General features: G+C 31.0%; 13 protein-coding genes and 2 tRNA genes. 2 read left to right on the forward strand and 13 right to left on the reverse strand.

The features are described from left to right. Positions 1 to 116: 116 nt before the first annotated feature. Both rfbG and rfbF read right to left on the reverse strand, forming a co-directional pair. Complete coding sequence (rfbG, locus tag B2Y85_RS04005; RefSeq protein ID WP_372519186.1) at positions 117 to 1,187, reverse strand: CDP-glucose 4,6-dehydratase; 1,071 nt, start codon at positions 1,185 to 1,187, stop codon at positions 117 to 119. A gap of 2 nt (positions 1,188 to 1,189) precedes the next feature. After that, complete coding sequence (rfbF, locus tag B2Y85_RS04010; protein ID WP_372519187.1) at positions 1,190 to 1,978, reverse strand: glucose-1-phosphate cytidylyltransferase; 789 nt, start codon at positions 1,976 to 1,978, stop codon at positions 1,190 to 1,192. A 111-nt stretch (positions 1,979 to 2,089) separates the two neighbouring features. Between rfbF and B2Y85_RS04015 the strand changes: the two genes are divergently transcribed. Continuing rightward, the gene (locus tag B2Y85_RS04015; RefSeq protein WP_372519188.1) at positions 2,090 to 3,076 is read left to right on the forward strand and encodes a glycosyltransferase family 2 protein; all 987 of its coding nucleotides are present in this window, start codon (positions 2,090 to 2,092) and stop codon (positions 3,074 to 3,076) included. Between the two features lie 91 nt (positions 3,077 to 3,167). Here the strand turns inward: B2Y85_RS04015 and B2Y85_RS04020 are convergent. The 8 genes from B2Y85_RS04020 to nadC all read right to left on the reverse strand — a co-directional run bounded on the left by B2Y85_RS04020 (position 3,168) and on the right by nadC (position 9,067). Continuing rightward, positions 3,168 to 3,239, reverse strand: a tRNA-Gly gene (locus B2Y85_RS04020). A gap of 15 nt (positions 3,240 to 3,254) precedes the next feature. Next, positions 3,255 to 3,336: transfer RNA gene (locus tag B2Y85_RS04025), tRNA-Leu, on the reverse strand. Between the two features lie 12 nt (positions 3,337 to 3,348). Further along, on the reverse strand, positions 3,349 to 3,657 hold the full coding sequence (gene secG, locus B2Y85_RS04030; protein ID WP_372519189.1) for a preprotein translocase subunit SecG: 309 nt from the start codon (positions 3,655 to 3,657) through the stop codon (positions 3,349 to 3,351). 97 nt (positions 3,658 to 3,754) lie between these two features. Further along, positions 3,755 to 5,002 carry a phosphoglycerate kinase gene (locus B2Y85_RS04035; RefSeq protein WP_372519190.1) on the reverse strand — a complete coding sequence of 416 codons (1,248 nt, stop codon included), beginning with the start codon at positions 5,000 to 5,002 and terminating at the stop codon, positions 3,755 to 3,757. A 95-nt stretch (positions 5,003 to 5,097) separates the two neighbouring features. Further along, positions 5,098 to 6,171: a type I glyceraldehyde-3-phosphate dehydrogenase gene (gene gap / locus B2Y85_RS04040; RefSeq protein WP_372519191.1), complete on the reverse strand. Its 1,074-nt coding sequence runs from the start codon at positions 6,169 to 6,171 to the stop codon at positions 5,098 to 5,100. A 108-nt stretch (positions 6,172 to 6,279) separates the two neighbouring features. Further along, entirely contained in the window at positions 6,280 to 7,428 is a 1,149-nt protein-coding gene (locus B2Y85_RS04045) for a MiaB/RimO family radical SAM methylthiotransferase (protein WP_372519192.1), read from the reverse strand. Between the two features lie 37 nt (positions 7,429 to 7,465). Further along, a complete protein-coding gene (locus B2Y85_RS04050) occupies positions 7,466 to 8,194 on the reverse strand; it encodes an RsmE family RNA methyltransferase (protein ID WP_372519193.1) in 729 nt (242 codons plus the stop codon). Between the two features lie 15 nt (positions 8,195 to 8,209). Next, complete coding sequence (nadC, locus tag B2Y85_RS04055) at positions 8,210 to 9,067, reverse strand: carboxylating nicotinate-nucleotide diphosphorylase (RefSeq protein WP_372519194.1); 858 nt, start codon at positions 9,065 to 9,067, stop codon at positions 8,210 to 8,212. Between the two features lie 88 nt (positions 9,068 to 9,155). Here nadC and B2Y85_RS04060 point away from each other — a divergent pair, with 88 nt between their 5' ends. Further along, complete coding sequence (locus B2Y85_RS04060; RefSeq protein WP_372519195.1) at positions 9,156 to 9,608, forward strand: hypothetical protein; 453 nt, start codon at positions 9,156 to 9,158, stop codon at positions 9,606 to 9,608. Here the strand turns inward: B2Y85_RS04060 and B2Y85_RS04065 are convergent. From B2Y85_RS04065 to B2Y85_RS04075, 3 genes are all read right to left on the reverse strand, one after another. Then, positions 9,605 to 10,732, reverse strand: coding sequence for an outer membrane beta-barrel protein (locus tag B2Y85_RS04065; protein ID WP_372519196.1), 1,128 nt, complete (start codon positions 10,730 to 10,732; stop codon positions 9,605 to 9,607). The genes B2Y85_RS04060 and B2Y85_RS04065 overlap by 4 nt on opposite strands. 10 nt (positions 10,733 to 10,742) lie before the next feature. Next, entirely contained in the window at positions 10,743 to 11,270 is a 528-nt protein-coding gene (locus tag B2Y85_RS04070; protein ID WP_372519197.1) for a hypothetical protein, read from the reverse strand. Between the two features lie 77 nt (positions 11,271 to 11,347). Next, the gene (locus tag B2Y85_RS04075) at positions 11,348 to 12,400 is read right to left on the reverse strand and encodes a hypothetical protein (protein ID WP_372519198.1); all 1,053 of its coding nucleotides are present in this window, start codon (positions 12,398 to 12,400) and stop codon (positions 11,348 to 11,350) included. Between the last annotated feature and the right edge of the window lie 19 nt (positions 12,401 to 12,419).

Consider the following 12,419-nt stretch of genomic DNA (forward strand, 5'->3'; position numbering starts at 1 on the left):
GGAATATATTTTTTCAAATCTCTTTTTGGCTTATTAAATTTAAAATAACAACCTGCTGCTTTTTTTACCGAATTTCTTAATGTATCGTTTTTATTCATATTTTTTTCCAAAAATTTTCAACATTTTTTTGTTTTGCAAAATTCTTTTATTTGTTCAACACAAACTTTTTTCATGTCTTTTTTTTGTTGATATGATTTTGTCCAATCTACAATTTTGTTTAGAGTAGTATTTATGTTCCATCTCGGAACCCATTTCAACTCTTTTTTTGCTTTTGATATGTCCAATTTTAAATAATGTGCTTCGTGAGGTTGTTTGGTTTTGGTTACAGTATATTTAGCACCGGGAAAAATTTTGCATAAAATTCTAACTATCTGTTCCACGTTTTTTGTATCTTTCTTTTCGGGTCCGAAATTCCAAGCGGTTGCAAACTGTTTTTTACCATTTAATAAATTCGCACCTAACATCAAATAACCGCTAATAGGCTCTAAAACATGCTGCCATGGTCTTATTGCCTGCGGACTTCTTATTTCCAGTTTTTTAGCGGAAAGCACGGCTTTAATAAAGTCAGGTATTAATCTGTCTTTTGCAAAATCTCCGCCACCGATAACATTTCCTGCTCTTGCCGAAGCTATTAGTGTTTTATGTGTTTTGCCGTAATCTTTTATATTGAAAAAAGAATCTCTGTAGGAAGAAATTATTATTTCACAAGCTGCTTTCGATGCACTGTAAGGATCGTAACCGCCTAAAGAATCTGTTTCTTTAAATGCTTTTCCTGTTTCGTTGTTAAGATATACTTTATCGGTTGTAATCGCAACTACGGCTTTAACGAATTTATTTTCTTTTACTGCTTCTAAAACATTTGCTGTTCCTATGACATTTGTGTTAAAAGTATTTAGAGTTTCTTCATAAGATAATCTTACCAACGGTTGTGCTGCCAAATGAAATATTATTTCCGGTTTATATTTTTTTATTACGGATTTTAATTTTTTAAAATCATTTATGTCTGCTCTGATATCAACACATTTCGGTTTTGTTAATTCAAATAATGAAGGTTTGGTAGGAATATCAATTGAATAACCTATGACTTTTGCACCTAACATTTCCAACCACAAACAAAGCCAAGTGCCTTTAAAACCGGTATGACCTGTAACTAAAACTTTTTTATTTTTATATATATTATTAAACATCGTCATTTTTTGTTAAGCCAAACCGACCAAGGAGCTTTTCCTTTTTGCCACATATCGGTTAATTCTTCTTTTTCTCTTAACGTATCCATAGGTTTCCAAAAACCAAAATGCTTAAAAGCATTTAATTGATTATCTTTTGCTAAATTTTCAAGAGGAGCTCTTTCAAAAATTATATTATCATCATTATTAGGAATATAATTAAAAACTTCAGGTTGACAAACAAAAAAACCGCCGTTAATCCAACTTTCTTCGCCCTTTGGCTTTTCCATAAAAGATGTAATCATATTATTATCTTTTATTACTAAAGCACCGAATCTGCCGGTTTGTTGAACTGCCGTCATGGTAATTATTTTTTTCGAATTATTATGCGCTTTTATTAAATCTTGTATATTAATATCGGCAACACCATCTCCGTAAGTTAACAAAAATTGTTCTTTGCCGATATATTCTTGAGCTTTTTTAATTCTTGAGCCGGTCATTGTATTTTGACCCGTATATAAAATGGTAACTTTCCACGGCTCCGTATATGTTTTATGAATTTCAACGGAATTTGTCGACATATCTATCGTAATATCGGAATAACGATTATAATAATTTATAAAATAATCTTTTATTAAATGTGATTTATATCCGGTAAGAATAATAAAGTCGTTGAACCCGTAATAGGAATAAATTTTCATTATATGCCATAAAATAGGTTTTCCGCCTATTTCCACTAACGGTTTAGGTATTAAAGTTGTTTCTTCCGACAATCTTGTTCCAAAACCACCGGCCAAAATAACTACTTTCATTTTATCTCCCGGAATATTATAATAATATTATTTAATTATATATAAAAAATTGTAAATTGTTAATATTTTTTATAGCATATATCTTACTTGAATATTAGATGGAGATTTCTTATGCCGGACAAACCGTTATTGTCAATTTGTATTCCAACATATAATCGTTCAAAATATTTAATTAAAACAATTAAATCTATTGTTGAAAGTGACGGATTTAATGAAAGAGATGTTGAAATTGTTATTTCCGACAATTGTTCAACAGATGATACATCCGAAATTATAAAAGAATGGACTAACAAATATAAAAACATTTATTATTTTAAAAGAACGACACCGACAGATTTTGCAGATAGAAATTTTATAGAAGCATTATCTTTAGGTTCGGGTGAATATTTAAAATTGAACAACGATATAGTAGGTTTTAAACAGGATACTTTAAAAATTATATTAAACAAAATAGAAAAAAATATCGACAAAAAAACTCCTATTTTTTTTCACTCTTTGATTCATAATCAAATTTCTAAGAATATAAAAAAGTTATTTAATTTAAAAGATCCGCTAAAAGAATTTTCTTTTAACAGTATTGATAATTTTATTAACTCTATTTCAACAGCTTCCACTTGGATTGCAAACTTCGGCTGTTGGAAGGAACATTTTGAATTAATAGAAAACAAAGATAGATTTTTACACAACCAATTTATGCAGGTGGATTGGACATTAGATATATTAAACAAGCATAAAATGGCAACTGTTTATATTAAAAACTTTTATAATCCTTTCAGAATAAAAAAAGAAGGAACCGTAGATGCTTTTAATGTTCACGGAAAAAAATATTTAGAAATATATGAATATTATCTAAACAAGGGATTGATATCAAAAAAGTCCTATGAAAAGGAAAAAAGAAAAGTATTGATTAAAGTTTTAATTCCTATGTTGGCTCTTAATTTAACTTCTAAAAATCATTTCTTTAAAGTAAACAGTTTTTTCAATTTTATAAAAGATTATAAGACAAATATTTATATGTATTTCGCAATATTAATAGAATTGCCTCTTTGTATTATATTCCTTTTAATAAAAAAGGTTTTCCTACTATTCAAGAAATAATTCATTCGAACTTTCAATAAAAATCTTAAACTACAAACATTAAGACAAAAAAAATTCAGTCTTTCGACTGAATTTTGATTTTATATTCAAGAGCGGGCAATGGGACTTGAACCCACGACATTCTCGTTGGCAACGAGACGCTCTACCACTGAGCTATGCCCGCAAATTTCCTTTAATATGCTGGGGACGGGAATTGAACCCGTACCCGGTTAAGGACACGCACCTCAAGCGTGCGCGTATGCCAGTTCCGCCACCCCAGCAATCCTGCTGCTTTATTCACCAGCCGCTTGCTGAGTAGCAGCTATAGGTATATTTGAAACCTGATCAATAACCGATTTCATGCTCAATCTTGAAGACATCAAAGTTAATGTAAGAGATGTTACCATAAAAACTATGGCACAACCTACAGTAAGCTTTTTTATAAATGCCATTCCGCTGGGAGCACTAAATATCTGATCAGATCCTCCGCCACCGAAAATACCGGCCATTCCGCCGCTCTTTCCTGCTTGGAGAAGAACTATAACAATCAATGCTGCACAAACTATAAAATGTAATGTTACTATAATGTAATAAAGTATCATAATTATTGTATTGTATCAAAAAAATTTTTTTCTTGCAAGTATTTTTTTTGTCCTGCACAATTTTTATTATTATGCAGGACAAGATTATATAAAATTTTTATTTTGTTGGCAAGGCTGCTATACCCGGCAAATCTTTACCTTCCAAAAATTCCAAAGATGCACCGCCGCCCGTCGACACATGAGAAATTCTTTTATCTACACCGGCTTTCTTAACCGCAGATACGGAATCTCCTCCGCCGACAACGGAAATTGCACCTTTATCTGTTGCTTCCGCAACCAACTTTGCAATTTCAACAGTTCCTTTAGAAAATTCGGGAACTTCAAATATTCCCAACGGTCCGTTCCAAACTATTGTTTTTGCGGATTTTACTATTTCGCTGAATTTTGCTATTGATTTAGGACCTGCATCTACTCCCATAAATCCGTCTTCAATATCAAGTCCGTCGGTATTTTTTACCGTTGCACCGGCAGGAACTTCTTTCTTTTCGAAGTCTACCGCTGTTGCTATAACATGGTCTATAGGCAACAAGAATTTTACGCCTTTATCTTCGGCTTTTTTCAATAAACTTTTTGCTAAATCGAGCTTATCTTCTTCTACCAAAGATTTTCCTGTTTTATATCCTTGAGCTTTTAAGAATGTATATGCCATTGCTCCGCCGATTATAATTGCATCTACTTTACCTAAAAGATTTTCAATAACATTTATTTTGTCGGAAACTTTTGCACCGCCCAAAATAGCCAAGAAAGGTTTAACCGGAGCATTTAATGCATCACCCAAGAACTTAATTTCTTTTTCCACCAAGTATCCTGCTGCAGATTCTTTAACGAATTTTGTAACACCAACATTTGAACAATGTGCTCTGTGAGCTGTTCCGAATGCATCGTTAACAAATATTTCGTTATCGCAAAGTGCTGCAAGTTCTTCCGCAAATTTTATTGCAGTTTCATCTTTTTCCAACTTTGTTTCTTCTTTTCTGTATCTTGTATTTTGAAGAAGTAAAACTTCACCTTCTTTCAAATCTTTTGCCATTTGTTTTGTTGAATCGCTTGTAACTTTAGGATCATCTGCAAATTTTACGGTTACACCTAATCTCTCACTTAATGCAACTGCTACAGGAGCAAGTGAAAGTTCCGGTAACGGTTCACCTTTAGGTTTTCCCATATGAGAGCAAAGAATAACTTTTGCTTTTTGTTCCAACAATTTCTTTATTGTAGGAAGAGCAGCATCTATTCTTTTATAGTTTTGAATTACACCTTGTTTTAAAGGAACATTAAAATCACATCTTACTAAAACTTTTTTTCCTGCAATGTCTTTTAAATCGTCTACAGTCTTTTTGTTTAACATTGTATTCTCCTCTTATGAAGATTGGGTTCAGCCAACTAAATATAATCAGACTGAACCCAATATAAATTAAGACTATTTAAGCTAAACCAATTTTATTAGTTCAATTCTGCAAAAAACTTAATTGTTCTAACCATTTGGCTTGTATAGCTGTTTTCGTTATCATACCAAGAAACAACTTGAACTTGATATGTATCGTCATCAATTTTTGCAACCATTGTTTGGTTAGCATCAAACAAAGAACCGAATCTCATACCGATAATATCAGAAGAAACCAATTTCTCTTCTGTATATCCGAATGATTCGTTAGCTTGAGCTTTCATAGCTGCATTGATTCCTTCAACGGTAACATCTTTACCTTTAACAACTGCGTGAAGAATTGTTGTTGAACCTGTTGCTGTCGGAACTCTTTGTGCAGCACCGATTAATTTTCCGTTCAATTCAGGAATAACCAAACCGATAGCTTTTGCAGCACCTGTTGAGTTAGGAACAATGTTGATTGCTCCGCCTCTTGCTCTTTGAACATCACCTTTTCTTTGCGGACCATCAAGAATCATTTGGTCTCCGGTATAAGCATGAACTGTTGTCATGATACCTGATTGAATAGGAGCATAATCATTCAAAGCTTTTGTCATAGGAGCCAAGCAGTTTGTTGTACAAGAAGCTGCTGATATGATTTTATCTTCTTTTTTCAAGATTTTGTGGTTTACATTGTAAACGATTGTAGGTAAGTCGTTTCCTGCAGGAGCAGAGATAACAACTTTTTTAGCACCTGCATCAATGTGAGCTTGTGCTTTTGCTTTTGATGTATAGAAACCTGTACATTCCAAAACAACATCAACACCTAATTTTCCCCAAGGTAATTCGTTTGCTTTAGGAATTGCATAGATTGTAATTTCTTTTCCGTCAACAGTTATTGAACCGAATTCTTTAACTGTTTTTCCATCTTCAGCCAATACAGCTTCTTTATAAGATACTGTGTGTTTTGGTTCTTCACCGAATTTACCGCAATATCCACCTTGTGCTGAATCATACTTCAACAAGTGAGCCAACATTTTAGGACTTGTCAAATCGTTAATAGCAACAACTTCATAACCTTTTGCACCAAACATTTGTCTGAATGCTAATCTTCCGATTCTTCCGAATCCGTTAATCGCAACTTTTACTGACATTTTAACTGCCTCCAATTTAATATTAAAATAAGTCTTGCTTATTTTTTCCTACATAAATACAAAAGAAATGTTATAAAAATATAATTTTATTGTCAAACGAAAATTAGGTTATTTTACTTCAACTTCAAATATGCCGGTATGTTTTTCAATATTTTCTATAGTTAAATAGTTATCTGTTAAGGCTTTGTTTCCCCTTAAAGAAACAGCTTTCCTTTTTGTACCCACAAACTTTTTAAAGTAATTTTGTTCCAATTCTTTACTTAAATTTAATAATTTATCGGTTCTTATTTTTAACTGACCGTTTTTATATACTTGCTTTAAAGAATAAGCTTTTGTTCCCTGTCTCGGTGAAAAAGGAAATACATGCAACCTTGCAAATTCGTTATCTTTTAAAAAGTTGTATGTTATATCAAAATCTTTATCGGTTTCGGTAGGAAATCCGCATATAACATCCGTTGTTATAGATATATCGTTAAAATTTTGTTTCAGTAAGTTCATTTTTTCTAAAAAATCTTTAGACAAATATTTTCTGTTCATATCTTTCAAAACAGTATCCGAAGCCGATTGTATCGGTATATGTAAGTGATGACAAAATCTTTCTTTTTCGTTTTTCATTATATCTATAAGTTCATCTGTTATTTCGTTAACCTCTATTGAAGACAATCTTATTCTGAAAAGTTTATTTATATTTTTATATATATGCGATAAAAGGTAAGATATTCCTTTATCATATTTGCCTATATGTATTCCGGTAAGAACTATTTCGCTGTAACCGATATCGGTTAAATTTTTTATTTCTTCGATTATTTTATCTGCCGGTTTTGACCACATAACATTTCTTGCATAAGGAACTATACAATAAGAACAAAAGCTGTTACAACCGTCTTGAATTTTTATAAATGCTCTTGAATGATTATCAAAAGTTTTTATTCGTTGTTCACTGCCTTTCAAAACTTCTTCTTTTAACAAAATTTCAATAAAAGGAAATTTTTGTAATATTTTTTCTTTTGCAACTTTAGCAAAACAACCAGTTAAAATAATTTTTGCTTTGTCGTTTTTTGTATGAAACTTTTTTATTATCTGTTCACATTGTTTATCGGCATGAGCCGTAACCGAACAAGAATTTATAATGATAACATCTGCTTGTTCAAAGTTATCGACATAAATATAATCGTTCAAACAATATTTTTCTCTTATTATTTGACTTTCATACTGATTTATTTTACAACCAAAGGTATAGATAAATAATTTAAACATAATTTTTAGCTAAGCGACTTTAATTATAAATTGTAAATTATAAATTATAAATTGATGTCAAAATGCTTGCAGCAACTATTGCCGCAGTTTCAACTCTTAAAATATTTTTACCTAAAGTAACCGTTTTAAAACCGTTTTTTAACGCAACATCTATTTCCGTTTTATCGAACCCGCCTTCGGGACCGATAAAAATATTTATATTCTTTACATCTTTATTTTCATTCAACAAACTTAAAATATTTTTATCTTCTTCGCTTTCCCAAGGTAAAACATTTAATATATCTTTTTCTGTTGATACTTTTTCCGCCGCTGCATTAAACTTTACGGGTTTATCTATCGGCATAATATCCGCCCGCCAACTTTGAGAACTTGCCGATATTGATATTTTTTTGTATCGCTCTATTTTATTTTCGGATAAGTCTTTTACCACACTTCTTAAATAAATTATGGGAACAATTTTTGATACACCTATTTCACTCGCTTTTTCTATAAGCCAATCAAATCTTTCCCCTTTCGGTATTGCAGTGTACAACGATATTTTTTTGTCGGGCAACATAAGAGTTTTAGAAGATATTATTGTTCCCTTCATACTTTTTTTATCTATATTATCAATTCTTGCTTTATAAGAATTCCCCATCCCGTCAAAAATATTTATTTCATCACCAACGGAAAATCTGCGAACATTCGATAAATAGTGAAACTGTTCGTCTTCTATAATAAAAGCTTTATCTTTTATATCTTTTGGATTAACATAAAAATGAGGCATGTTTATTTCCGATAATTATTTATGAACATCAACTTCCAAAGAAATATCCAATGACGGTGCGGAATGAGTAATCATTCCTATTGATATTCTTTCAATTCCGAGCTTTGCATAATTTTTTATTGTTTTAAAATTTACTCCGCCGGAAATTTCTATTAAAGGTTTATAAGTCGATGTCGAACTTGATCTGATAAGTTTTACCATTTTTACCAAATCTTTTTGTTTCATATTATCGAGCATTATGATATCTGCTTTTGCAGCTATTGCATTTCTGACATGTTGTTCATGTTCACATTCTATAAGAACTTTCAATTTTTTATATTTTTTCCTTATTTCTTTAACTTTTAAAGTTAAGTCATCTATTAAAGCCAAATGATTATCTTTTATTAAAACCATATCGGACAAATTCATTCTATGATTTTTTCCGCCGCCGCACCTAACGGCATATTTTGAAACATTTCTAAAACCCGGAAGAGTTTTTCTTGTATCAAATATACCCGCTTTAGAACCTTTAACTATTTTAACAAATTGGTTTGTAGTAGTTGCTATACCGGAAAGTTTTTGTATAAAGTTTAATGCCGTTCTTTCACCTGCAAGTAAAGGTGCCGCAGGACCTTTAACGGTTAATATAATATCACCTTTTTTTACTGTCTGTGCATCTTTTTTAAACACTTTAAATTTGAAATTCTTACTTAATCTCAAAAGCACATGTTTAAAAGCATCAACACCGCACAATATTCCGTCGCCTTTTGCTATTAATACGGCAGATGCGGTTTTACCTTCCAAATTCAAGCTTTTGGAGGTAACATCGTTATATGCACAATCTTCTTTAAGTGCTAAAGAAACTATTTCGTCTATATCTTTTATAATATTCATAGCCTTTTTATTTTATAAAAAATAAAATTTATTTACAATAAAAAATAATACTTTAAACTATAATTTAAATTTGATATATTCTTTTATTATGAAAATATGTTTTATATGTCATGCAAATATATGCAGAAGTTTTATTTCGCAGGAAATTTTAAAATATCTTTTAAAAAAAGATAACAGAACCGATATTGAAGTTATATCCAGAGGAACTTATGTTTTGGATTATCTTACCGTTCCGAAAAAGATAAAAGATTTTTTGGCTGAAAATAACATTACCTATACCAATCACACACCAATACAATATAGCAAACAAGACATTGCTTCAAGCGATTTCATTTTTGTCATGACAAAACATCAATATGACGAAATTACCGATAAATATTCGGAATTTTCCGACAAAGTATACATATTGGGAGAATATGTATCAAATAAAACGAGAGATATAGAAGATCCTATATCTCTCGAAGGTAAAAAATTTAAAAAAGCCGCAAACAATATAAAAAGTCTTATATTAAATCTTTACGATAACAAATTAAATTCTTAAAAACATAATTTCATTTGTATACCGACTTTATTATCGGAATACTCAACAGATTCATAATTTGATGCTTTATTCTTAAATTGATACCAAATACTTGCAAACAAATAATCTTTAAACTTATATTCTATTGAAGGTTTTACCTTTATCAAATCATCCGTTCTGTTAAGATTTTCAACCGTTTCGGGATAACCGATATTTTCATAAGATGCTAACAAACCGAGTGTCCATTTTTGTTGTATTTTATGTTTGTATTCCAATCCGACTTCCGTTGATATATAGTATCTGTTATTGGCAAAAGTAGACTCTTCCATTTTTCTTTCACCTTTTAAGAGAAGAGAATCTTTGCTTGTAGGTTCATACGTTAAAGAAAGTAAGTAACCGAATATACCAAAGTCATTATCCATACCTTCAATATCTTTGTCATAACTTCTTGTATCATAAGAAATTTGTGCGGTTCCTTTCACTTTCTTAGTAACATTACCGTTTACACCCAAACTGAAACTGTTACCGGTAGAATCATAATTTTCATTGTCTTCATATTTTATGTTAGAAAATAAGTATGCGAAATAGAAAGAAGTTTTAGGTGATACATTATAATACAATTGAGCACCTGCATTTATACGATTTCTATTTAAACTCTTATATTCATCATCGATATATTTATCAAAAATATCGGATACCAAAAATCCTATTGAAAACATTTTTTCCAAAGATGTTTTAAATCTAAATGATGCGGTATTATTTATTCTTTTTGCTCTTTCCGTTAATTCGGATGTTGCAGGATCTGCGGTATACAAGAACTTTTCATCCAAAGAAAATTTACTGTTTCCGATATTAAGACCTGCACCTGCATTCATATAATCATTTTTTGCGGGTTCTTCTGAATATGCATTATATCCGATATTTGCATTTGCACCGATTTTCAATCCGGAATTAGGAATGTTGCCGGAATATTTTGCAAATAATTGAGAAGAACTTATTGCCGAAGATTTTTTATCGTCTTTGGTTGAGTAAATATTATCATCATAACTGATATCTTCGGAAAATATAAACTGCAAAGGCTTATCTGCATAAGCAACCGATACTACTAAAAACATTAATACTAATAAAGATGTTATTTTTTTCATTTTGCAACTCCTAATTTCTTGGTGCAGAAGGACTTAATACCAAGTCTTTCTGTATTTGTTCATAACTTTCACTTGAAGATTCACTTAAAGATATAAAAGAATCCGATGATGAAGAATCCGTTTCTATTTTATGAGAATTACCTTGAGATAAAATAGCAACATTTTCTTCGTTATCTTTTATTATCAAGCTACCTTTTTCAACTTTTAAATCTCCGTCTTGAGAAACTGCAAAAGAAGTTTTACCTTCCGAAGACAAAGCCGTATCGCCTATTTTTATATTATTAAATTTATCTCCGGAGCAGTAAATCATATTATCTTCATCTTTATCGGAAAATCTTAAAGATATTTTTTCTCCTTTGGGAACAAAGATTTTAACTCCGTAATATTCTATGTATAAGTTCTTTGCGGCAGACACATTCAATGTACTTCCGTTAGGATACTTTTGAATTTTTCCTTCTGCATCAACTATTATGTCTGCAATAGAACTCGTCACTCCCAAAAACAAAAACATCGAAAAAATTAAAATTTTTTTCAACATACTTACACCTTCCTCTTTTTAATAAATACTAACAGCTATTAACATTACAAAAATATGTGCACTTTGTCAAGCTTAATTTACTCATATCTGAAAGCAAGAACTCTATACGGCTGTAAATTGTTTTTCGTTTTTCTCATTATCTTCTTTATATTCGTACTTTTTTCATACATAACATCAAATTGAGGTTGAAAAAACAAAGACGGCAAAGTTTGTCTTTTTGATGTGGGATTTATTATAAATGTATATTTTATTCCCCCGTATTCAAAGCTTTGCCCTTTCAAGGGTTCTTTTATTTCTATCGGATTTTCTATTTTTTTGCCGTTATCGACAATTTCTCCGACAAAAGACATTTCTTGTATAACCTCTGTTGTTTTTGCCCATTCTTTAGGTCTCGACTCCGACAAAGGTTTCCCGTTCGAATAACAAGTAAAATAAAACAATCCCGTTGCACCGTTAAAAACAGCATCATAGGACATAAATCTTATTTCTTCCTTTTTCGGAAAACGCCCTATTCTGTCTTCATCTTTTCTATACTGTTTATATTCTTTCCAATCAAAAAGTTGAACTACCGCCCAAAGTTCTTTGTTTTCCTTTCCCATCATTATAAGTCCTTGTTTTGCGAGAGCAACATTTTCCCCGAAACTTTCCAAAGGTAAATGCGGAACGGGATACCAATCCACCATCAAAATATCGGCAATATCATAATACGGAACTTTAGTAAACCCTTCTCCTATAACAAAGGTTGTTTGAATTTCGGGATACATTTTTTTTGTATTTTTTTCCAATGAAAGCAACTTTTCTTTGGAACAGTTCCAAACATCTGGTTCATCAAATAAATACCAGGCTTTTATCGGATATCTCTTTGCGACTTCTTTATATTTGGAAGACATTATTTTTGTCGGATAAACCACCAATTTAATATCGTTTTTTTCGGCTTCTTCAGCAAGAAGATTTATTGTTTCGGGAGAAGAAATATAGGATTGAACACAATTAAAACCGGCTTCTTTCGCCGATATTACATCGCTTGATGTTTTTACACCGTATAAACCTATTGTAAACTCCGCAAATAAAAAATTTGAAAAAAGCAATAGTATTCCCGCCTGCAAAATAACTTTTTTTACCGAATTCATTATCAAAAACTCCTGAAAA

The sequence above is a fragment of the Candidatus Ruminimicrobiellum ovillum genome (assembly GCF_002392975.1).
In the GTDB taxonomy this organism is placed as follows: domain Bacteria; phylum Elusimicrobiota; class Endomicrobiia; order Endomicrobiales; family Endomicrobiaceae; genus Ruminimicrobiellum; species Ruminimicrobiellum ovillum.